At 68.8% G+C, this 22,329-nt stretch carries 20 protein-coding genes; 4 read left to right on the top strand and 16 right to left on the bottom strand.

Features of this window, described 5'->3' with window-relative positions:
* Positions 1-2: 2 nt before the first annotated feature.
* Together HUW46_RS06300 and HUW46_RS06305 are read right to left on the bottom strand one after the other, a co-directional pair.
* Positions 3-338 carry a hypothetical protein gene (locus HUW46_RS06300; RefSeq protein WP_215546378.1) on the bottom strand — a complete coding sequence of 112 codons (336 nt, stop codon included), beginning with the start codon at positions 336-338 and terminating at the stop codon, positions 3-5.
* Positions 339-424: 86 nt separating this feature from the next.
* The gene (locus tag HUW46_RS06305) at positions 425-1,624 is read right to left on the bottom strand and encodes an FAD-dependent monooxygenase (protein ID WP_215546379.1); all 1,200 of its coding nucleotides are present in this window, start codon (positions 1,622-1,624) and stop codon (positions 425-427) included.
* Positions 1,625-1,984: 360 nt separating this feature from the next.
* On the opposite strand from HUW46_RS06305, the gene HUW46_RS06310 reads away from it, so the two are divergent.
* Positions 1,985-2,170 carry a hypothetical protein gene (locus HUW46_RS06310; protein WP_215546380.1) on the top strand — a complete coding sequence of 62 codons (186 nt, stop codon included), beginning with the start codon at positions 1,985-1,987 and terminating at the stop codon, positions 2,168-2,170.
* Positions 2,171-2,198: 28 nt separating this feature from the next.
* Here the strand turns inward: HUW46_RS06310 and HUW46_RS48215 are convergent, their stop codons facing one another.
* The 3 genes from HUW46_RS48215 to HUW46_RS06325 all read right to left on the bottom strand — a co-directional run bounded on the left by HUW46_RS48215 (position 2,199) and on the right by HUW46_RS06325 (position 4,910).
* A complete protein-coding gene (locus HUW46_RS48215) occupies positions 2,199-2,792 on the bottom strand; it encodes a hypothetical protein (protein WP_254125867.1) in 594 nt (197 codons plus the stop codon).
* Between the two features lie 280 nt (positions 2,793-3,072).
* Positions 3,073-3,774: a hypothetical protein gene (locus HUW46_RS06320; protein WP_215546381.1), complete on the bottom strand. Its 702-nt coding sequence runs from the start codon at positions 3,772-3,774 to the stop codon at positions 3,073-3,075.
* A 299-nt stretch (positions 3,775-4,073) separates the two neighbouring features.
* Complete coding sequence (locus HUW46_RS06325; protein ID WP_215546382.1) at positions 4,074-4,910, bottom strand: hypothetical protein; 837 nt, start codon at positions 4,908-4,910, stop codon at positions 4,074-4,076.
* A gap of 84 nt (positions 4,911-4,994) precedes the next feature.
* Here HUW46_RS06325 and HUW46_RS06330 point away from each other — a divergent pair, with 84 nt between their 5' ends.
* Complete coding sequence (locus tag HUW46_RS06330; protein WP_215546383.1) at positions 4,995-6,017, top strand: NAD-dependent epimerase/dehydratase family protein; 1,023 nt, start codon at positions 4,995-4,997, stop codon at positions 6,015-6,017.
* Positions 6,018-6,239: 222 nt separating this feature from the next.
* The gene (locus HUW46_RS06335; protein ID WP_215546384.1) at positions 6,240-6,539 is read left to right on the top strand and encodes an STAS domain-containing protein; all 300 of its coding nucleotides are present in this window, start codon (positions 6,240-6,242) and stop codon (positions 6,537-6,539) included.
* Between the two features lie 441 nt (positions 6,540-6,980).
* Here the strand turns inward: HUW46_RS06335 and HUW46_RS06340 are convergent, their stop codons facing one another.
* Both HUW46_RS06340 and HUW46_RS06345 read right to left on the bottom strand, forming a co-directional pair.
* A complete protein-coding gene (locus HUW46_RS06340) occupies positions 6,981-7,349 on the bottom strand; it encodes a peptidase inhibitor family I36 protein (RefSeq protein WP_256451420.1) in 369 nt (122 codons plus the stop codon).
* A gap of 214 nt (positions 7,350-7,563) precedes the next feature.
* A complete protein-coding gene (locus tag HUW46_RS06345; RefSeq protein ID WP_215546386.1) occupies positions 7,564-9,777 on the bottom strand; it encodes a penicillin acylase family protein in 2,214 nt (737 codons plus the stop codon).
* Positions 9,778-10,029: 252 nt separating this feature from the next.
* Here HUW46_RS06345 and HUW46_RS06350 point away from each other — a divergent pair, with 252 nt between their 5' ends.
* Positions 10,030-11,916, top strand: a complete 1,887-nt coding sequence (locus HUW46_RS06350) for a P-loop NTPase fold protein (RefSeq protein WP_215546387.1) — start codon at positions 10,030-10,032, stop codon at positions 11,914-11,916.
* Positions 11,917-11,968: 52 nt separating this feature from the next.
* Here the strand turns inward: HUW46_RS06350 and HUW46_RS06355 are convergent, their stop codons facing one another.
* From HUW46_RS06355 to HUW46_RS06395, 9 genes are all read right to left on the bottom strand, one after another.
* Positions 11,969-12,724, bottom strand: a complete 756-nt coding sequence (locus HUW46_RS06355) for an ABC transporter ATP-binding protein (protein WP_215546388.1) — start codon at positions 12,722-12,724, stop codon at positions 11,969-11,971.
* A complete protein-coding gene (locus HUW46_RS06360) occupies positions 12,721-13,776 on the bottom strand; it encodes a FecCD family ABC transporter permease (protein WP_215546389.1) in 1,056 nt (351 codons plus the stop codon). The genes HUW46_RS06355 and HUW46_RS06360 overlap by 4 nt, the downstream gene beginning before the upstream one ends.
* Positions 13,773-14,735 carry an ABC transporter substrate-binding protein gene (locus tag HUW46_RS06365; protein WP_215546390.1) on the bottom strand — a complete coding sequence of 321 codons (963 nt, stop codon included), beginning with the start codon at positions 14,733-14,735 and terminating at the stop codon, positions 13,773-13,775. Before HUW46_RS06365 ends, HUW46_RS06360 begins: the two co-directional genes overlap by 4 nt.
* A gap of 64 nt (positions 14,736-14,799) precedes the next feature.
* Complete coding sequence (locus tag HUW46_RS06370) at positions 14,800-15,564, bottom strand: class I SAM-dependent methyltransferase (RefSeq protein WP_215546391.1); 765 nt, start codon at positions 15,562-15,564, stop codon at positions 14,800-14,802.
* Positions 15,565-15,604: 40 nt separating this feature from the next.
* On the bottom strand, positions 15,605-17,431 hold the full coding sequence (locus tag HUW46_RS06375; RefSeq protein WP_215546392.1) for an ABC transporter ATP-binding protein: 1,827 nt from the start codon (positions 17,429-17,431) through the stop codon (positions 15,605-15,607).
* A complete protein-coding gene (locus tag HUW46_RS06380) occupies positions 17,428-19,134 on the bottom strand; it encodes an ABC transporter ATP-binding protein (protein ID WP_215546393.1) in 1,707 nt (568 codons plus the stop codon). Before HUW46_RS06380 ends, HUW46_RS06375 begins: the two co-directional genes overlap by 4 nt.
* Positions 19,135-19,212: 78 nt before the next feature.
* The gene (locus HUW46_RS06385) at positions 19,213-20,220 is read right to left on the bottom strand and encodes a PLP-dependent cysteine synthase family protein (protein ID WP_215546394.1); all 1,008 of its coding nucleotides are present in this window, start codon (positions 20,218-20,220) and stop codon (positions 19,213-19,215) included.
* The gene (hisC, locus tag HUW46_RS06390; RefSeq protein WP_254125869.1) at positions 20,217-21,344 is read right to left on the bottom strand and encodes a histidinol-phosphate transaminase; all 1,128 of its coding nucleotides are present in this window, start codon (positions 21,342-21,344) and stop codon (positions 20,217-20,219) included. Before hisC ends, HUW46_RS06385 begins: the two co-directional genes overlap by 4 nt.
* Entirely contained in the window at positions 21,341-22,318 is a 978-nt protein-coding gene (locus HUW46_RS06395; protein ID WP_215546395.1) for an ornithine cyclodeaminase, read from the bottom strand. Before HUW46_RS06395 ends, hisC begins: the two co-directional genes overlap by 4 nt.
* Positions 22,319-22,329: the final 11 nt, after the last annotated feature.

Consider the following 22,329-nt stretch of genomic DNA (forward strand, 5'->3'; position numbering starts at 1 on the left):
GGCTACTCCGGTTTCGACCTCATCGCCTCGCACGTGAAGACGTTGAGCCGGACCAGTTCGGACCGCACCCAGTCCGCCAGCAGGTGCATCGGACCGCCGGGTTCCTCCACCAGGAGGCGGTCCGCCACGTGGTGCGGAAGGCCGTGGCGCGCCGCGTACACCAGCGCCGCGCGCACCTCGGAAACGGACAGCGGGACCACCCGGCCCCCCGGCTTCGGCCGCACCGGGATCTTCACCGCCATCACGGTGAGCACCACCTCCTCCGCGGTGAACCGGTGCTCCACCGAGACGGCGATCTGTTCGGTCCCCGCGACGACGCGGCGTGAAATGAACGGCATGCGCCAAGTCGACCAAACACGCCGCTGCCGGACTGTCCGCGGCAGGACAAATCTCCGCAACCCCGTAGGACACCGGGGCGGGCGGCCTACGAAACGACGGGGGTCCGGGAGTCCGGCACGCCGTCGTAGCCGGGCAGGTCGACGCCGTTGATCGCGCGCTCGATCAGGTCGGTGAGCCACTCCGCGCCGGGGTCCAGGATCGGCTCCGCGTCCGGCTCGGGAACGTCCCGGCTGCGCGCGTGCAGCCGCCCGATCTCCTGGTTGGCCTCGACGTACGAGCGCATCCGCTCCTCGTAGCGGGCGAACCCGGCCTCGGGGTCCCACCCGGCGGCGGCCAGTTCCCCCGCCAGCAGGTAGGCGCCGACCAGCGCCAGCCCGGTACCCGCACCGGAGAACGGCGACGAGCTGAACGCCGCGTCCCCGAGCAGCCCCACCCGCCCCTTCGACCAGCGGTCCATCACCACCTGCGCGATCTGGTCGAGGTAGAAGTCCGGCGTGTCGTCGAGGTGCGCCAGGATCCGCGGGGTCAGCCAGCCGAAACCGGTCATCCGCTCGCGCAGCAGGCGCTTCTGGGCCTCGATGTCGCGGTAGTCGACGTCGAAATCGGCCGCGGCGAAGGAAAACATGGCCATCGCACGGGTCGCGTCCTGGATGGGCCGCAGGGCCGCCGAGCGCCCGGACTCCTGGTATTCGAGCAGCCAGCGGTCCAGCCCGAACTCGTTGGGCACGCTGTAGAAGGCCAGCACGTGCCCGAGGTGCCGGACGAACCGCTCGCGCGGCCCGAACACCATCTCCCGCAGCGCCGAGTGCAGCCCGTCCGCCCCGACCACCAGGTCGAAGCGCCGCCGGTCGCCGCCCGCGAAGACCACGTCGACCCCGGCCGCGTCCTGGGTGAGCTCGGCGATCCGGTCACCGAAGAGGTACTCGACACCGTCCCGGGTGTCGTCGTAGAGCACCTGCGACAGATCCCCGCGCAGGATCTCGATCTCCGCGATGAACCCGTCGCCGCCGTTGTCGTCCGCGCGGTAGGTCTCCAGCACGGTGCCGTCGGCGTCCACGGTGTGCGCGCCGGCGGTCTCGGTGCGGGCTTCGCGCACCGCCTGGTCCAGCCCCATCCGCCGGATGACCTCCTTGGCCACCCCGCGCGCGTCCACCGCCTGCCCACCGGCACGCAACCCCGACGCCCGCTCCACCACGGTCACCTCGGCACCCCGCCGCCGCAACCAGTGGGCCAGCGCGGGCCCGGCGATGCTCGCCCCCGCCACCAGAACCCTGACACCGCTCATCGCGTTCCCCAGTTCGACCGGCCGGATATCGGACCAGGAGCATACGGTGTTCCGCAGGCTTTCCCGATCATGCCGGGCGCAGTCCGGTGTAGACGATCGCGAGCGTGCGGCGCCGGAGGTCCGCGTCCCAGTTCCCGCGCAGCGCGCCCTGACAGACCTAGGTGGCCGTCCGCCGCGGCGGCACGACCGATCGGGCAGTCCCCGTGGCCTGAATTACCGAAATCCCGGCTTGCCGGGACGAAGCGGCGTAGGGTGTGACGCAGAAGACAGAACGTGCGCCGCGGCACACCACAACGGAACCGGAAAGCGCCCGGCCAGGCCGGGCGCTGTGACCGGAGCACGCTGAAGGTCGTGATGAGCATGACTGCTGGGGTTCCCGTTCGCGGGATTTTCGAATTCGATTGGGACGCCGAGCTGAACCGCTACCGCGAGCGCGCGGTGGCGACGCTCGCGCAGCACCGGTCCAGCGAGGGCCGTTGCCTGAAGTGCGGCAGTCCGACGCCGTGCCCTGCCGAATGCGGGGCGGAGTTCGTCCTGGAACTCTAAGGGGCCCGTACGACTGGGGGCGCCGTGGTCAGGCTTTGAGTTCGAAGCTTTCGACGTACCAAGCTCCTTCGTGCTTCCGCACCTTGAAGGTCAGGCTGAACGAGCCCGTGTTCCCGGAGGCGCCGACGAGTTCGAGGCTGCGCAGCGTGCGGCCGTCGAGTTCGACTGCGGTATCGGCTACCGCGACCTGATCACCCGCTGCCCCCGTGTCGGTCACCGCGACCTTTCCCTCGGGCGGCAGCTTGACGCCCGGCTTGGCCCAGGCGTCGCGCAGCGACTTGGCGGCTTTGATCGCCTGGGGGCTCTTGCACAGCGTCTCGGGGTCCCGATCGGCGGGCAGCACGGGGCCGCCGGACAGGCACGCTTTCGCGTACTGCTTCCGCAGAACCTGGGTCACCCAGCGCTCGACCGCGGCCTGGTAGGTGGGGGCGCCGTTCGCGGGCGCCGACGGGGTGGGCGCGCCGCTCGCGGACGGCGGGACCGAGCCGGTGGCCGGTCCCGGCGGGTCGGCGGCCGAACCGCAGGCGGCCAAGCCCAGCAGCGCGGCCGGAAGCACCACGGCGAACGACTTCGCCTTCGGCTGCCGAGCGGTCACCGCGGGCAAGGTCGTCCTGACGGTCACGAAAATTCCCCCTGGCTGGTCAGCCCCCGCAGCTTCGTCGGCCCGAGTTTCGTTCCCGGGGCGCCGGAAGGTCAACCGAATCGGGCGACGGGTGCCCCATCGGGCACCGGCACTGTCCGGAATCCTGCCACGCGCGCGCGAAACCCCGCGTGACGCCCGTTCATCGGGGTTTTCCCTTGCACACCAAACTGCTTCACCGCGAGGCTGAGGTGGCGGACGGGGCCACCGCGGCGCGCTGCCTGACCGGGGTCGCCCCCTCCCACCGGCGGTGAGCCTCTGGTCAGCTCGTCTTCACCGGCGGGCAGGTGTGCGAGGTGTACCCGATCCCGTTGATCTCCGCGTTGTCCCGCACATCGCCCGCGTAGTCGTACTGATTCGTGCACTTCAAATTCAGATCCGACGGCCCCGGAGGCGCGGGCAGCGCGCCGTCTTCAGGCGCCTTCGGCGCGGACTTCTTGACCGGCGGGCAGGTGTGCGAGGTGTACCCGATCCCGTTGATCTCCGCGTTGTCCCGCACGTCACCCGCGTAGTCGTACTGATTCGTGCACCTCAGGTTCAGATCCGACGGACCGGGCGGCAACGGCAACTTCCCCGACTTGGGTGCCTTGGGCGCCTTGGTTTCCTTGGGTGCGGACGACTTCACCGGCGGGCAGGTGTGCGAGGTGTACCCGATCCCGTTGATCTCCGCGTTGTCCCGCACATCGCCCGCGTAGTCGTACTGGTTCGTGCACTTCAAATTCAGGTCCGACGGACCGGGCGGCAACGGCAACTTCCCCGCTTCGGGTGCCTTCGGCGCGGTCGAGGTGGCCACCACGACCGCGGCGGACCCGGGTTGCTGAGCGGCCGAGCCGTCCGGTGTGGACTGCGACGAGCAGCCACCCATGAGCGCGCCCGCCAGTACGACACCTCCTGACACCAGTGCCGCGGTACCGACGTTGCGAAGCCGTTGCGGGAACATCCACTGTCTCCTGCTCTTGATCACCTGCGGTTCTTGCTCTTTACGCTCAGGAGACGTCACGTCCGGGCTCCGGTTGTCGCGGCCACGCGTGCCTGCCCGAAGGGACCGACAATGTTGGCTCCCTGACCGCCGATCGGGCTGACCGAGACCTTGCGGAGCACGTTGGTGCCGCCCGGCGCGAGCTCGACGATCTCGTTCCCGGCGTTGATGCCGATGACGAGCTGTCACTGCCGGGTTCGGTCATCCCCGGCGGTACGGCGCCGGACAGTCCACAACGGACCGGACGGGGGCGTCGCGGCGGCTGAGGGCGCCGCTGGCCGAGGTCAATCGAGAGCTTCGGCGAACACCGACAGCGCCACGCCGGGCTGGTAGGCGGTCAGAATGCGATTGGCCGGCTGCTGGAGTGCTTCGACGGCGTGCTCCCGGCACGCTGGAAACCTCTGGTGGCCGCCATCGGGACCGAGCAGTTCGACCACCGAGTCGCGGGGGCAGCCCCGCGTCCCGCAGGCGTCGCCGTCGCGGCTGAGCAGAGCCGAATGCCCGTTCGTCGCGGCGTACGCGTCCGCGGTCAGCGCGGCGAGCAGCCCGATCGGCTTCGCGGCGGCGGGGTCGGTCGGCGTGGCCGCGTTCAACGCCACCGCGTACGCGTCCACCAGCAGCAAGTCGAACGCGTCGAGTCGCTGCGCCGTCGACGCTTGTTCGAATTCGGCCAGCCGCGCGCGCAGCGTCTCCAGCCATGGCAGGCCCGGTCGCCCCTCGGCCGTGGCGAGCACGGCCCGCACGCACTCCGCGAACTCGCCGGCGTGGGTGTTCCACCACGTGAGCTTGCGCTGTCGCTGGTCGGCCAGACCGGCCAGACCGGGCCACTTGCGCCGGGCGCCCTGCCTGGTCATCCCGGCCGCGGCACCGATCGCGGGATAGTCGGCACCGTGCTGCGCGGCCGACAGCGCGGCGGAGGCCGCCAGCTGTTCGGCGCTGTCCCGGATCGCCATCAACGAGGTCAGCGTGGCCAGCCACAGTTGCCGCGGCTGCGCGTCCGGCGGATCCGGCTGAGTTTTCCCGTTCGGCCCGAGCGGCGGCGTTTCCCGCGCCGTCGCCTGCGCCAGACGCTCGATGGCCGCGGTCAACTCGGCGCGTTGCGCGCTGGACAGCCTTCGCACGAACCACTCCTTGACAACATCTGTTTACGACACGACCATGATGATCCTCGACAACATTTGTTGTCAACACAGGGGAGGATGGACATGAGACTCTTGGTCATCGGCGGTACCTCGTTCGCCGGACGCACCATCGCGCGCGACGCACTCGGCCGCGGACACCAGGTCACGACCTTCAACCGCGGACTGACCGGCAAGGACATCGACGGCGTCGAGGCTCTGCGCGGTGACAGGTCCGCCGACGAGGACCTCCAGCCGCTTGCCGGGCGCGCCTTCGACGCGGTCATCGACCCGAGCGGGCAGGTACCGGCGCACGTGCTGCGCACCGCGCGGGCACTGGCCGGCTCCGTCCCGTTCTACGCGTTCGTCTCCACCACGGCCGTCTACCAGGCGTGGCACACCGCCGGAGTGGACGAGTCCGCCGCGACCTGGCCGGGCACGGCCGACGAGGACGGCGACCCGGCCGACCTGGCGAAGCTGAGCGCGCGCAAACGCGGGTGCGAGCTGGCGATCGAGCAGACGTACGGGCCGGACGGCTGCTTGATCGCGCGCTCCGGTTTGCTCGTGGGCCCGCACGACAACGTGGGCCAGGTGCCGTGGTGGCTCACCAGGATCGCCAAGGGCGGCCGGGTGATCGCGCCCGGCGATCCCGCTCGCCTGCTTCAGCTGATCGACGTGCGCGATCTGTCCGCGTTCGTGCTCGACCAGGTCGAGGCGCGCGCGGGCGGGATTCACAACATCGTCCCGGACACGCCGAACACCACGATGGGCCAGCTCGTCGAGCACTGCGCGCAGGCGACGGGTTCGACCGCCGCACCCGTGTGGATGGACGAGGGTTTCCTGTTCTCCCAAGGCGTCGCGCCGTGGACCGAGCTCCCGCTGTGGCTGCCGGACGGGCCGGACACCGCCGGATTCTGGGCGGTGTCCGGCGCCCGCGCGAAGGCGGCGGGCCTGCGCACCCGCCCGTTCGGCGAGTCCGTGCGGGACATCTGGGACTGGCTGCGGTCAGGCGGCGCGGTCCAACCGGCTCCCGGTGTCCTGCCGTTCGGCCTCTCCCCCGAGAAGGAACGACAGGTGTTCGCGGCCTGGGACTCCCGGCCGGTCGCCTGACCTCCCGTCCTGCGGCTGAGGTGGCCCGCGAGCCCCTCGCGACTACTGCTTTCGTGCTCCGCACTTGAACTGGACACCCGGCGCTACTACCTTCGGCCGTCTCGATTCGGCCGCAAAGCCGGGCATCACGGTTGAAGGGGAGGCATCGTGTCGGCGCCGCGAAAGCCAGACCACACGGGACAACCGCTCGAGATCGAGCACGTGCGTCCACGCGAAGGAGTCGTGCTCATCGCGTTCCGGGGAGATCTCGACACAGCGACCTGCCCGTCCGCGCGCGCGGCGATCGAGGACGCGCTGGAAGTGGAGGTGACCCGGACGCTGGTGCTGGACTTCTCGCGCGTCCACGTCTTCGCCACGGCCGCGGCACATCTGGTGAACGACGTCAGCACCGCCAGTGAACGGTGCGGAACAGATCTCCGCGTGGTGGCGGGAGAATCGCGGTGCATCCGCCGCCCGTTGAGCATGTTCGGCGGCGGGAAAACAGCGATGCACGATTCCCGCGCCGCCGCGCTGCGCGCCTGAACGGCAGGGCCGATTCCGGTCCTGAAGTGCGAATGTGGAAACAATAGGGATTGACGGCCGCGGTCGCGAACCGTGGCGTACTTTCGTCACCAAAAGTGACGCAAAGCGGGTTCACTGAATTACCGGGGATATTTTTGGACCGAGCACGCGAGGTGCCTGGAAGCCGCCGATCCGCTGTTCGAGCAGTTCGGCCAGCCGCAGCGGGGTCCGGTCCTCGAACATCGGGCCGACGAGCTGCACCCCGACCGGCAGGCACTCGGGAGACCGGCCCGCGGGTACCCGGCGCCGTCGATGTCGATCCGGCGTTCCATCAGCTCGGATGCCTCAATTCTGGCCCGCCGAGATGCGAGGAGATATTCGGCCCGGGGCGACCCGACCGGCATGCGCCTTTCCTGTGTGCCCATTCGGCCTCCAGCACTCCTTGGTACCGAACAGCGGGCCTCAGCACGGTTGCAACGAAGACGCCTCATCGCTCTCGTGGTCCGTGAGGTTGACCGCGGCGGTCGGGCCGAAATGGTCCATCGGGTGATTCTCACCGCGGTGCCCGGCGTCGAAGTACCAGCAGTAGCGCCTGCCCGAGTTGTTCCGCCACGACGACATCTGGTCGTTGAACGTGCCGTTCGATTCGGGGTGCTTCGAGCTGTTCTGGCACGTGTCGCAGGGAAGGGTCGCGAAGTTCGACTGGGAGGTGTACGGCTCCCGGAAGTTGTACGCGTTGCCGTCGGAGTCCCTGTCCTGGTGGAGGCACACGAATCCAGGATCACAGTCGAAGGGGCTGCCGGGGGCTCTCCCGGTGTCCGTGGTGAACACGACCCCTCGCGGCAGCCCAGGCCGCGGCGGGGCCAGCTGGGGCGCGAGCGGGTCACCGCGTACCGCACACCGTCCCCTGCCGCGACGAGCGGCGCGACGAACGTCGAGCCGTCGGAGCGCCCCAGCCGCACCGCGTTCGGGCCGTCCCCCGACAACCTTTTCGAACGTTCTGGAATAGCTCGCGCACGCGCCGTTCGCCGTCGAACCGCCGACATCATCCGCCTGGGTGGTACCTGCGCTCGATGTGCCCGGTCAGGTCGTCGGGATGGAAGTAGACGGGCCGCAGGTTTCCGCTCGCGTACCGGTCGGCTTGGTCGGCGAAATGCGGCGAGCCGGGATGGCCGCTCGCGCCGCCCTCTCGCACCGCCATCGCGCGCGGTCTCGGCCCGAATTCCACGACAGCCACAAAAGTATTGCCGCTCGTGCCGTAGAAACGCTTCGTGGTGCCACCAGGCCGCTCCGGTCCGCGGTCGGCCGCGAACGACGCGAGGGAGCCGAGCTTCGCGGAGACGAAAGGCACCGAAGTGCTCGGCTTCGCGTCGTCGAAGGTCTGGTCGATCGCGTCGTCGAGACGTTGGAAGCGGTTGATTTCACCCCAGGGAACCCGCCAGCCGCCGAAGTCGTGCGTGAGCCGCTCCATCGCGGCTTCGAGCGAGGCGAGTCGCTGTTCATCGGTGTCACGCGGCCCCGCGGCCCAGAACACCGCCAGCGAGGTCTCGGTCGAGTCCACGCCCCAGCGGTAGTCCCAGCCGCGCAGCAAGGCGATCGGGTCGGCGAGCTTCGCTTTTCGCGGGGCGCCCGCGGGCAGCTTTTCCCACGCCTCGACGAGTCGCGGTATCAGTCCGCTCACCGGCGCCCCGTCACCGGTGTCCGGGGCGAACGCGGGAATGCGGGAATCGAAAGCGACATCGCGCAGAGTTTGTGCGGTGAAAACCTTTCGCTCGCTCAGCAACCGGACGGCGTGCGGCCCGCGCGGAGTCTCTCCGACCTGGTCGAGGTACTTCGGGTAATCGGCGGCTTCGGGGCTGTCCGGCCCGGCGCAGGTCCACGGCCAGTTGTTCGAGTTGAACACCCAGCCGTGCCGCGGATTCACGGCCCGCGGCAGGTCTTCGAGGCGGTGCAGTCCCCGCCAGTCGGTCGCCGGGTCGCTGCCGTCGACGGGCTTCGTGTAGTCGAAGCGATCGTCGCGGATCGGCATGAACTGCGGCATGAGGAAGGCGATTTCGCCGCTCGAATCCGCGAATATCGTGTTGTTGGAGCTGTTGGCCTTGAATTCCGCCACCTTGAGGTATTCCGCGTAGTTCCGCGCCTTGGTACGGAGGTAGCTTTGCTGCAGCGCCTCGACGGGCTTGTTCATCAGTGCGAACGCGATCCACTTGCCGCCCGTCTCGCCCACGATCGGGCCGTGGTGGGTGGCGAAGGTGGTGAAGCTGCGCTCGGCCGCCGTGCCTTCGGCCGTGCGGTAGGCCAAGGTGATCGTCTTCTTCGCCACCGGTCGCAGCGCGGCGCCGTACCGGTAGGACAGGCGACCGTGCTCCCCCGGCACGATCGTCTCGGCGAACTCGTCGATGTTGTCGGCGCCGGTCGAGGTGTGCATCCAGCCCACGTTCGCGTTGAAACCCTGGTACAGGAAGAACTGCCCCCAGGTGGCCGCGCCGTAGGCGTTGAGCCCTTCGCCGCTGGTCACGTGCTGCTCCGAGCGGAAGTAGAAGGTGGTGTGCGGGTTGATCAGGAGCAGCGTGTTGCCGTTCCGCGTGCGGTTCGGCGCGATCGCGATGCCGTTCGAACCCGTTGGCTCGTGCGGCGGCTCGGGCTCGGCGTCGACTGGGGACGCCTGGTGGTCGTAGAAGGCCTGGAGCCGAGAGAGCGAGGCTCGCGTGATGTCGCCGCCGATGCTGCCTTCGGTGAAGCTCAGCGCCATCCACGGTTCGAACCGCGTGAGCACCAGCGGGCGCACCTCGGGGTGGACCGCGAGGTAGTAGTTCAGCCCGTCCGCCCACGCCTCCATCAGCTCGCGCAACCAGCCGGGGCTACGCGGGTAGAGCTCGCACCTCAGCACCTCGGGATCGATGAACAGCCGCTGGCGGAGGTCCTGCCAGAGCGCGCGTTCGCCGTTGGCCTCGGCGAGCCTGCCGAGGCTGGTCAGGTAGTTGGTTTCGATCCGGTTGAAGTCGTCCTCGGCCTGGGCGTACATCATCCCGAACACCGCGCTGGCGTCGGTCCTGCCGTGGACGTGCGCGATCCCCCAGTCGTCGCGGGTGATCGTCACCCGCGACGCGTGCCCGCGCCAGCGGGCGAGCTCGGACGAGGTCGGCCCCGCAGCCGCGGCCGCGCGGCCCGACGACAGGCTCGCCGTCACCACGGCCGCCGTCGCCCCGCCGAGGAACCGGCGCCGGTTCACCACTCTGTCGTGCTGGACGTCGTTCATGCGGTGCTCCACCTTCCTCGGGCGCCAGGACGGCGTGGAACGAAGCTGTGCCGGAGGCAGCATCTCACAGGTCCTCGGCTACGAACGGCTGGACAAAACACCGCCCGGTCGCCCGCGACAACCTGCACGACCTGCTCCGGCGGGCGGGTCGGCAAGATCGCGTTGAGTCCACAAAGGACGCATAAACCGGCATGACCATGCCATATGCGCGCGGGTGAGGACGGGGCCGCGGCGTGCGCTAGAACTGTGCGCATGACAGGACCCGTTTTCGACGCCGACGGTTACACGCTCGACGACGATGTCGCGGCGAGGCAGTTCGTCGTCCTCAATGACACCCCGCTCGGTGAGGGCACGGAAACGGACCTGCTCGAGACCAACCAGGTCGCGCGCGGCCTCGCCGAACTGATCATCGCGTCGCGCACGACCGCGCCGTTCACGCTCGCCGTGGACGCGGCGTGGGGCATGGGCAAGAGCAGTCTGCTGCGCACGCTGGAAAAGCGGCTGGCCGCGGAGCCGGCGGTGTCGGTCGTGTGGTTCAACGCGTGGACCTCGGGGGCGGCCAGCGCGCTCGAAGGACTGATCAAGTCCGTGCTGCTCCGCTTCGACCGCAACCTCATCCGCCGGGCCGTGCGGTCGGTGACCGGGAGAGCACACCTGGTCGGGTTGCTGCGCGGGACAGCGCTGCTCGTCGGGAGCGCCTTCGGGATCGGCAAGGTCGTCAACGAGCTCTGGCAGGCGCTCGCCGTCGACGCCCGATCGCGGAACCAGCTGAAAGGGGTCCTGCGCGACCTGTTCACCACCTGGATCGCGAAGGGCGACCGGACCGGCGGCCAGCGCCTGCTCGTGGTGTTCGTCGACGATCTCGACCGCTGCGCCGGAGAACGGGTCGTCGAGGTGTGCGAGGCCATCAAGCTCTACCTCGACGTACCGGGCGTGGTGTTCGTGCTCGCCTGCGACCAGACGGTCCTGTGGCGCGCGGTGCAGGACTCCGCCGGGAACGGAGAACCCGCCCGCGCCGTCGAATACCTGGAGAAGATCGTCCAGATCAACTACCGGATCCCGCCGCCGAGCACGGTACTCGCGGCGCAGCTGGTGGACGGCTACCTGCGGCAGTCCGAGACCGCGAACCTGTTCGACTCGTCGATGAGGAACATGATAGTCGACCGGACCGGCCGTAATCCGCGGCGGATAAAACGACTCATCAACAGCTTCGTCCTCGAATACCACCTGGATCGGTCGTGGGACGATTTCGGTCCGGAAAACCTGGTCAAACTCGTTCTCCTGCAACACTTCTACCCGGCCTTCTACGGCCTCATGGCCGACCCGCGCGAGCTTGAACCCGTCCAGGAATTCCTCGCTTACCAGAAGTTTCACGGCATGGTCCGGCAGGGGGCCTACCAGGACCCCGAGCGGTGGCGGCAGCTGTTTCTGGCCAAGGGCATCCGTCCACCGGAGCGCACGCCGTCAGCCGACGAGCTGAGCACCCACCTCCGCGAGCTGGAGCACGAGCTACCGGACGAGTTCCCGGTGCTGGCCGCCGATCGGGACTTCGTCGAGCTTGTCAAGAGCCTCAACCGCTCCCTCGGCCCGGACCAGTTCCGGCTGCTGCTGCGTAAGCCGTTGACCGGCGGTCCCGCGCATTCCCCCTTCCTGCCTCCAGCGCCGCAGCATCTCGCGGAGAGCCCGCTCGTGCACTCACCACGAGTTCCCTTGGCCGAAACCTCCGACCCGGCTCGCCTCCCTGGCTTCAGGGTGCTCTGGATCGATGACCACCCCGGCAGCAACCGGCGGCTGATCGACCACCTCACGCGGCTCGGCGCCGTCGTCACGACCGCCGTGAACCACACCGCCGCGCTCGCCGCGTTCGAAGAGACGGCCTTCTCGATCGTCCTGTCCGATCTCACCCACGGCGCTGATCCCGAGAAAGGTCTCACCGATCTGGCCCACTACCGCGAACACGGGATCTACCACGGGCCGGTGATCTTCTGCTCGGGAAAGGCTTCGCCGGAGATCCCCGACCGCGCGGCGCGCCTTGGCGCACTCGGCCCGACCAACGACGAGAACGAGATCATGCGGTGGATCTCGCTAGTCGCATCGGGAACGCTGTCGCCGCCGCTGCCACCCGACGAGGCATCCTGACGGGTGCCACCGGCGTCCACTGTGGACTATATGGCGGGCGGGAGTTCGTCGGTCACCGGTAGTGGATGCGGACGTCACCACCCCGATCGGGGCCGACTTCCGCTTCGACGCCGAACACCTCCTGGATGCGGGCGGGGGTCAGGACTTCGCATGGGGGGCCGGAAGCCACCAAGCGGCCGTGGTGCATCAGCGCCAGCCGGTCGCAGAACCGGGCCGCCAGCGACAGGTCGTGCAGGACGACCACCGCGGTCTGCTCGGCGGCGGCGAGCAGCCGCATGAGTTCGAGCTGGTGCCGGATGTCGAGGTGGTTGGTGGGTTCGTCGAGCAGGATGGCCGAAGGCTCCTGCGCGAGCGCGCGGGCGATGTGGGTGCGCTGGTGTTCCCCGCCGGAGAGGGTTTTCCACGGCCTGGCACGCAGTTCGGTCAGGCCCATGCGGTCCAGCGCCGCGTTCACGACGGCGGTGTCGTGGTGGTCGTGGCCGCGCCAGCTCGTGCGGAACGGGGTACGGCCGAGTGCGACGACGTCGACGACGAGAAGGTCGCTTTCGGTGACCGCGTACTGGTCCACGAAGGCCACCCGGCGGGCGATCCGCGAGCTGTCCCAGCCGGCGATGTCCGCGCCGTCGTAGCGGACGGTCCCTCCCGAGGGTTTGCGCAGGCCCGCGAGACACCGCAGCAGCGACGACTTGCCGGATCCGTTCGGCCCCACCAGACCGAGCACCTCGCCGGTGCCGACGCTCACCGCGATGTCGTCGATGATGGTCTTCGCGGGGACGCCCCAGCGCAGGGATTCCGCCTCGATTCTCACAGCTCCCCCCGCCTGCGCAGGATGAGGAGGAACACGGGGACGCCGATCAGGGCGGTGACCACGCCGACCGGGACCTCCCTCGGCGCCATCGCGATCCGCGCCAGCGCGTCGGTCCACACCAGGAACACCGCGCCCATGACCGCGGCGAACGGCATGAGCACCCGGTGCCGTGGACCGACCACGAACCTGGCGGCATGCGGGACGATCAAGCCGACGAAACCGATGGCGCCGACCGAGGCGACCGCGACGGAGGTCAGCAGCGCGGTCAGGACGAGCGCGGCGATCCGGGTCGCGCGCACGCTGATCCCGAGCGACTCGGCGGTGTCCTCGCCGAACGAGAAGGCGTCGAGTGCCTGGGACCGGGTCCAGCATCCGGCCAATCCGACGGCGCAGGCGATCGCGCAGAGCAGGACCGAGTCCCAGCGGGCGGAGGTCATCGAGCCCAGCAGCCAGTAGGTGATGGCGCGCGTGGTCTCCGCGTTCGCCGAGGCCATGACGAGCAGGGAGGTCAGCGCGGCGAAGAGCTGGCCGACGACGACGCCGGTCAGCACGATGCGGACCGTCCGCATACCGCCGCGCAGCAACAGCATCATCGCCCCGAAGGACAGCAGCGCGCCCACCAGCGCCCCGCCGGACAACCCGAGCGCGGTGCCGCCGAGGCCGGACAGCGTCACCGCGACGGCGCCGACCGAGGCGCCGTTGGACACGCCGAGCAGGTACGGGTCGGCCAGTGCGTTGCCGGTCAGGCCCTGCAGCACGGTTCCGGACACGGCCAGCATCGCACCGATCAGCGCCGCCAGCAGCACCCTGGGGACGCGGAGCTGCCAGATCAGCGAGTCGAGCAACCGGGGCAGCGGCTCCACCGGCAGCCCGAGGTGGGTGCCGACCGCGCGGGCGACCTCCGGCAGGCCGACGCCGTTGGTGCCCACGCAGGTGGCGACCCCGGCGGAGAGCACCAGTGCGGCCAGGCCGACGGCGAACAGCACCCAGGTCGGCGTCGCGGTGCGGCGGAGGCTGGCTCCTTCGGCCGGAGGAGCCTCGGTGGCGGTCATCGCGGTCCCGCCAAGCCGTCGTTGATCCTCTTGAGCGCGTTCACACTGCGCACCGTGGCGCCGAGTTCCAAGCCGGGGACCGTCACGAACCGGCCCGCCCGGACGGCATTCAGCTGCGAGAGCACCGGATGCGCGCGCATCATCTGGATCTTCTCGGCGACGGTGTCGCCCCGTTCGCCCCGGTCGGGCAGATCGGCGAGCACGATGACCGAGGGGTCGCGGGCGGCGATCTGGTCCCAGCTGACCTCGGGCCAGTTGCTGTCGACGTCGTCGAAGACATTTTTGACGCCGAGGACGCGGCTCATGTTCGCGGGCATCCCGCTGCCGCCCGCCACCCTCGGCGTGCCGTTGTACACGGAGTACAGGTACGCCACCGTCGGCTTGGACGGCCTGGCCGCACCCGCCTTCTCCGCCTCGCCGAGCACCGCGCGCTGTTTGGCGATCAAGTCCGCGGCGCGCCCGGGAACGTCGAAGAGCGTGCCGAGGTTCCGGTAGTCGGCGAACAGCCGCTCGAACGGGGTTTTGCCCGGCTCGTACGACGCACAGTCCACCGCGCTCACGTAGGACGGCACACCGAGTGCGGTCAGCTCGTCCCGGGTGCCGACCTGTTCACGGGTGAAGCGGGAAATGTACGCGCTGGCCACGAAATCGGGGTTGGCGGCGCGGAGCTGTTCTCCGGTCAGCTCCTTGGGGTTGAGCAACGGGATCGTCGCGTAGTCGGCGCGGTACTCCTCCGGCACCGGCTCGGGATGCAGGGCGGTACCCGCGATGTGGTCGCGCAGGCCGAGCGCCAGGAGTGTTTCGGTGGTCTCCTGGTCGAGCGCGACGGCGCGCCGCGGCGGCTGATCCACCCGGACCCGCGCGCCGCAGTTCTCGACGGTGGTGCCCCCGGCCACGACCTCCGGGTTCCCCGCGCTACAGCCCGCAGTCACCACCAAAAGACCGGCCAGAGCGCTCAAGCGAAGGCGATACAACAGTGACCACTCCCCAGACGACGGCGAACGATAATCGGTTCTGGCCATTTCACCCTTGGTAGATCGCGGTGGCATAAAGCATGGAGCCCGCCAGATCCGACGGGACCAGGTCGATGTTGTCGTACATCTCGACGTCGCCGAATCCGCACGACGTCAAATAGTGTTCCAGCTCCATGGGGAAAAAGAGGCGGTAGCGCGTCACTTCTTCCTCCGTGGCACCTCCCGGCAGCGACCAGTTCAGGTGCCGGGTGAGGATTTGCCGACGGCGGTCGACGGTGAACGACGCGTCGCCCGTCGCCTGGAAATCCTCGCGTTCGATGGAGAAGTCGCTTTTCGCGCCCAGCGCGGCCAAGTCCCCGATCGGATTGTGCGTCCCGAGCACGAGCAGCGCGCCGGGGTTCGCGTGGACCGCGAAGGTGTCCATCACCTTCGCGATGTCCGCGCACGAGTGGACGTTCTCGATCACCCAGCCAAGGCAGGTGATCACGTCGAACTTCCGGCCGACCCGGACATCGCGAACATCACCCACCTCGAATCGCATGTCCGGGTATTCACCACGGGCGTAGGAGACCATCCCTTCCAGATAATCGACGCCGGTGCAGTCGTAGCCCGCCTCGTTCAGGTGAGCGAGTTTGTAGGCGGTGCCGCATCCGAGGTCGAGTACCGAATCAGGTGGCGTCTTCCCGTTCCGGACCAGCAGTTCGTGGCACATCTTCGTCAGGCGGATTCCCGTGCTGTCGAACCGGTAGATCGAATCGTACAGTTCCGGGCTGCGGTAGAGAAAACCGGAGGTGTTCGTGGTGACCGAATCCAAAGTCCACTCCTTCTTGCGAGGTTCGGGTGCCGCCGCCCGGTCAGGATTCCGGTGCGGTGAATCCTTCGAGTTGTGAGGCGAGCAGGTCGACGTAGGCGCCGCCGGTGGCGAGGAGTTCTTCGTGGGTGCCGGTTTCGGCGACGCGTCCGTCGGAGATGACGACGATCCGGTCGGCGGTTCGGATGGTGGAGAGGCGGTGGGCGATGATCAGGGTGGTGCGCCCGTGCCGCGCCTCGTCCATCGCCTCGCTGACGGCCTGCTCGCTCGCGGCGTCGAGATTGGACACCGCCTCGTCCATGACGAGGATGGGTGCGTCCTTCAGCAGGGCCCGCGCGATCGCGATCCGTTGCCGCTGCCCGCCGGACATCCGTGCGCCGAGTTCGCCCGCGACGGTGTCGTAGCCGTCCGGCAGGGTGGTGATGAACTCGTGGGCTTGCGCGGCTCGTGCGGCGGCTTCGATCTCGTCGTCGCAGGCGTCGGCGCGGCCGAGGCGGATGTTGTCGCGCAGGCTGGTGTTGAACAGGAAAGTGTTCTGCGGCACCAGTGTCATGAGGCGCCGGAGGTCTTCCTGCGGGAAGTCGCGCACGTCGTGCCCGCCCACCGACACCGAGCCACCGGTGACGTCCCAGAATCTCAGCAGCAGGTTGGCGCAGGTGGATTTGCCCGCACCGGAATGCCCCACCAGTGCGACGGTCTCACCGGGACGGATCTCGAAGCTGACCTCGCGCACCGCGGGCCGCAGATTACCGCGGTAGGCGAAGGTGACGGTGTCGAACCGCACGTGCGGCACGATCGGCCCCTCCGGCGGTTCGCTGACCAGGTCCGAAACCGGGGCTGGTGCGTCGAGCAGCGTGGTGAGGCGGTCGGCTGACGCCGCGACGATCGACAACTCGCGTGCTACCTCGGTCACCGCCAGCACCGGCAGCATCGCCATCGAGGCGAGCACGACGGCGACCGGGAAGAAGACGCGGTCGAGTTCGCCCGCGGCGACGAGTCGCGCGCCCAGCAGGAGCACCGCGAGTATCCCCAGCAGGACGATGGTGTCCGTGGCGGCGTACTCGATCCCGCTTCGGCGTCCGTGCGCGGACTTCGTCTCCGCCAACCGGGCACTCTGCTTGCGCAGCAACCCCAGACGCTGCGCGTGGGCGCCGAAGTTCACCAGTTCCCGCAAGCCCTGGAAGGTGTCGGTGCTGTCGGCGCTCATCCGGCCGAGGGAGTCGCGGAGCTCGTGGCCGTGCAGTTCGGCGCGGCGCCGCAACCACCCCGGGACCGAGGCGAGCAGCAGCAGGATCGGCGCCAGAACGCAGGCAAGCGACCAGTGGAACCAGCCCAGCACGACGGTGGTGGCGACCGGGATCGTCGACGCGACGGCCAGCGGGCTGAGCGTGTGGGCGAAGAACAGCTCGATCTGCTCCACATCGGACACCGCGGCGGAGCCGAGATCCCCGGAGCGCCGTTCGAGCAGGTAACCGGGTGAGAGCCGTTCGAAAGCGGCGAACACCTTGGTCCTGGTGTCGGCCAACGCACGAAAGGCCGCGACGTGGGCGTAGGTGTTGTCGGCGACCTGCATCACGACCAGCGGCAGGATCAGGCAGGCGAGCACGATCAACCAGCCGGTGAGCTGGGTCAGCGAGGCGCCCCCGGCCGCCCGTGCCACCACGTACGCGCCGATCCCGGACGAGGTGAGCAGAAGCAACTGGTGCACCACACCGGCCAGGTAGGCCACCCCGATGAGCCTGCGGTGCGGGCCCAGCAGGGGCATCAGGCTCCTCAGCCTGGCGACCAGCGATCGCCTCGGCACCGGCACGTCACTGTGTCCGTGCCCGTGGCCGTGGCCGACGTCGTGGGTGTGGATGGTCGAGGTCATGCGGACACTCCGCTCTGGGTCGCGACGAGTTCGGCGTAAAGACCCTTACGTGCCACCAGATCCGGGTGGCTGCCGAACTCGACCACCCGGCCCGCGTCCATCACCACGATCCGGTCGGCGTCGCGCACCGTGGACAGTCGGTGCGCGATGATCACGGTCGTCCGGCCGCGGGTCAGCTCGCCGAGGGCTTCGGTGATCTCCGCTTCGTTGGCGGCGTCGATGCTCGAGGTCGGCTCGTCGAGAACGAGCACGGGGGCGTCCTTGAGCAAGGCGCGGGCGATCGCGATGCGCTGGCGCTCACCACCGGACAGTTTCAGGCCACGCTCGCCGACGACCGTCTCGAATCCCTGCGGCAGCCGGGAAATGAACTCGGTCGCCTGCGCCGCGGTCACCGCACGGCGAATCTCGTCGTCGGTGGCGTCCGGCTTGGCCAACAGCAGATTTTCCCGGACCGTACCGTGGAACAGGTAGGTGTCCTGTGCCACGACACCGACCAGCGACCGCAGAGCGGCCAGCGGGAACTCGGCTATGTCACGATCGTCGACGCGGACGGAGCCCGAGTCGACGTCGAAGTACCGCATCAGCAGGCCCAGCACGGTGCTCTTACCCGCACCGGACCGCCCCACGACGGCGACCCGCTCGCCCGGCGCCACCGTCAAGCTGAACCCGTCGAGTGCCGGAGCGCTCCGGGTCGGGTAGCAGAACCGGATAGCACGGAATTCCAATCCGGGAGGGTTCTGCCGCAATTCCGGCACCGCGGTCGCCGAGTCGCGCACGTGCGGTTCGATGCGCAGGATGTCGGCGACCGCGATTCCGGCTGGAATGGCCTGGTACGCCGCGTGGTAAGCCGATTCCAACTCGTGCATGGGCCGGAAGGTCTCGCGAGCCAGCATCAGGATCGTGAACAATCCCGCCACACTCACCGAACCGGTGGCGGCGTGCCAGGCGCCCAAACCCACCGATGCCGTCGTGCCGATCGTCACCACGAGCGCGCCGACGCTCGAGGAACCGCACCACGCCACCATCAGCCGGATGGAATCCCGGCAGAACACCTCACCGCGCTCGACCATCTCCCGGCGCCGCCTGCCACTGGCGTTGAACGCCTTGAGCGTCGCCATCCCCTGCACGGCGTCCAGGCTCTCCGAATACATACCGCGGTAGGACACCATCCACCGGTCGCCACGTTCCTGGATCCAGTTCCGCCCGGCCACTTTGGACAGAGGTGCCAGTAGCGCGCACGCGAGCACCACGAGGCCCACCACCGGATCGACCGCGATCACGTACACCGAAGCGAGGCAGGAACCCAGGACGGAAGCCAGCACCGCGGGCACGAACCGCCCCACCAGCGGGTCGAGCAGTTCCGCCGAGTCCACCAGCGTCGACTGCAGATCACCGGCACGCATCCGCTGCGCCTGCCCCGGCCCGATCTCCATGAGCTTGAGCGTCAGCCCTTCCCGGACCGCCTCCTTCACCCGCGCCGACACGCGGGGCGCCCACGAATCCTTCACCAGGATCAGCGAAACCCGGACCACCTGCAAAACACCGATCACCGCCAACGACAGCACCAGCCCGTCGGCCTCGATCGAGGAGAACACCCCGGACAGCAAATGCGCGATCAGCAGGCCCTGACCGACATACGTCGCCGTCACCAGCAACATCAGCCCGGCGAGACCCGCTGTTCCCGCCCAAGCCCTCGGACGCAAGCTGAGAAACAGCCTGATCGCCGACCACACAGTCACACCTCCACAGAAATATCGTTGACCACCCTTGATTCCCGGGGTTCAGCGTTTCGTCACCGACCGGGCGGGCCGCAGCATCGAGGCGAGCCGGTCGACGACCCGCGCGTCGAACAAGCCGTTGGCCACCATCCATTCGTCGTTGAACACGGTGTCCAGGTACTTTTCCCCGCCGTCGCACACCAGCACGACGATGGTGGTCTCCGGCCCGACGCACTGCGCCCGTTCCAGCGCCTTGTAGACCACTCCGCCCGCCGAGCCGCCGATCAGCACGCCGAAGTTCCTGGCCAGGTAACGACAGGTCTCGAACGCCTCCGAGTCGCTGACCTTGATCCCCTCGTCGATCACGTCGTAGTCGAGAACGTCGCAGATCTCCCCGATTTCCGGCGTCCCGGTGCCGGACTGGTGATACGGCGCCTCGTCCCCGCCGAAGTTGACCGAACCCACCGGCTCGACACCGATGATCTTCAGGTCCGGGATGCGCTTGCGCAGCACGCGACCGGTGCCGCAGAGCGAACCACCGGTGCCGACCGCGCCGTACAGGTAGTCGATGTCCTCGCCCAGATCGTCGTGCAGTTCGAGCGCGAGTGGCCGGTAACCGTTGGGATTCCCGGGATTCCGGTCCTGCGCGGTCAGGTACGCGCCCTGCTCGGCCGCGAACCGGCGAGCCCCGGCGTAGCGTTCGGCGGTGGCCAGCCCTTCCCTGTCCCCGGAGATGTTGAGCAACTCGGCACCGTAGGCGAGCATCCCGCGCAACTTCTCGACGCTGGAATGGTTGTCCACCACGGCGGTGAACTTGTACCCGCGTTCGGCGGCGATGAGTGCCAGCCCGAACCCGGTGTTGCCGGAGGTGGCCTCGACCAGCCACCCGCCAGGGGTGAGCAGCTCCTGCGCCTCGGCCTCGTCCACCATGGTCCTGGCCATCCGGATCTTGGCGGTGCCGGTGGGGTTGTACTGCTCCAGTTTCAGCAGCACGGTTCCCGCCCCGTCCGCCGCCGCCAATCTGAGCAGCGGCGTCCGCCCGATCAGATCGGATACTCGGTCCTTGATCATCGCGTTCCCTTCGCGCAGATCTCCGCCAGGCGCCGCACGAAGACGTCGTTGTCTTCGGGGGTCGACAGCGAGGCTCGGATGAAGTTCTCGTATCCCGGCTCTCGCCACGCCTTGACGACGATCCCGGTGCGGTGCAACTCCTCGGCCACCCGGTCGGCGGAGCGGCCCGTATCGATGAACAGGAAGTTCGCCGAGGACGGCGCCACGCGAAATCCCTTGCCGCGCCACCGATCCGCGACCCTGGCGAGCTCGACACCGGTCCGGCGGACGGTGTCCGCCAGGTGCGCGTGGTCCCCCAGCGCGGCGATGGCGGCGGCCTGTGCCAGTTGGTTGACGTTGTAGGGAGTGCGCACCCGGTCCAATGCCTGGACCAGAGCGGCGTCGGAAGCGATACCGAACCCCACCCGGATGCCCGCCAGGCCGTAGGCCTTGGAAAAGGTGCGCAACACGATCCACGGCCGGTCCTGCCCGCGCAGCATCGCCAGCCCGTCCGGGTACTCCGGGTGGGGGTGGGCGAATTCGCAGTACGCCTCGTCGAGCACCAACAAGGCCGACTCCGGGGTGTCGGCCACGACGCGCTTCAGCTCACCGACGCTGAGCATCGCGCCGGTCGGATTGCATGGATTGGCAAGGAAAACGAGCTTTGGGCCCGCGGCCAGCGCGGCACGCCAGGCGGCCGCGTCGAACCCGAACTCGGCGGTGACCGGGACCTTCTCCACCCTCGCGCCCATCATGCGCGGGAAGATCTCGTGCAGGCTGAACCCCGGCGCCTGGGTGGTCACCAGGTCACCCGGGTCGAGCACGGCCTGGCACAGCAACTCCAGGATGTTCTCCGAACCGTTGCCGAGCACCACGCGTTCCGCGGGCACGCCAAGGCTTTTTCCGATGGCTTCGGCCAGCCGCTTGCCCGTGGGGTCGGGATAGCGGGACACGCCGTCGGCCAGCCACCGGCGCACAGCTTCGGCGACCGCGGGCGAGGCACCGAACGGGCTCTCATTGTTGGACAGCTTGATCACACGGGCGGCGCCGCTGAGCGCGGCCACTTCGTCCGGGTCGGCGCCGGGATCGTAAGCGGGCAAGCCCGCCACCTCCCGGCGCACCAAGGACGCCGAGGTCGTGCTCACCAGAAATCGACCCTTTCCCCGCGTCCGTCCGCCAGCGCGAGATCGGCGATGTACCGGCCCAGCGCGGCGTCGGTGACCGCCATACCGCTGTTGTAGGCGAAAACCACGTCGGCGGGATCGCGCCGGGCGGGCGCCAGGCCGAGCAGGATGTCCGGCAGTTCGGCGTCCACCGGCGGAATGCTGCCGTCCGCGGCGCGCAGTTTCCCGCAGGTGACGTGCATTTGGGTGGTGTTGGTGGCGATCCGGTAGTCCGCGCCGTGGAACACGTCGTGCACGCCGTACCCGAGCAGCACGGCGATCGCTCCCGGTTTCACCCACTCCCGCTGGACCACCTCCGTCACGGACAGCCCGGAAGCGCCGATCAGGATGTCCGCTTCCCCGGCGGCTTTCCGGAGGTCGTCCACGATCTCCACCTCGCGACCGTCCACACTGTCCTGAACGGCGCGCAAACCATCGGGATAGGTACCGAAAACCCGCAGCCGCTCCAAGTCCGGAAGCGCGGCGAGCAGCATCGGCAGGGCCATCTGCCCCTGGACGCCGGTGCCGACGACCAGCGCGCTGCGGGCGTCGGGGCACGCCGCGCGGGCGAACAGCGCGCTGGTGGCCGAGGACCGCAACGGCCCGAGTTTCACCACGTCCATCAGCGCGATCGGCGCACCCGTGGTGTCGTCGGCGAGGAAGATGAACGAATGGAACCGGTAGCCGTCCCGACGACGGGCCGGATCGAATTCGTAGACAGCTTTGAAACACACCGTGTCACTCGCGGCATCCCTGGCCACCATCGAATAGCTCAGCGAATGATCATCCGGGTCCTCGATGACGGTTTTCACCGGGCTGTCCGACCCGCGTTCGCGCACTGCGCGGTAGGCCCGCTCGACGACTTCGAGCACCTGCCGGTAATCGAAGTCCAGGCCTTCTTGCTGCGACTGCGGCAACAACCACAATTGTCCAGGCGCGGCGTAGCTCTGCGACATACTTCTCCTTT

It is taken from the genome of Amycolatopsis sp. CA-230715, from assembly GCF_018736145.1.
GTDB lineage: Bacteria > Actinomycetota > Actinomycetes > Mycobacteriales > Pseudonocardiaceae > Amycolatopsis.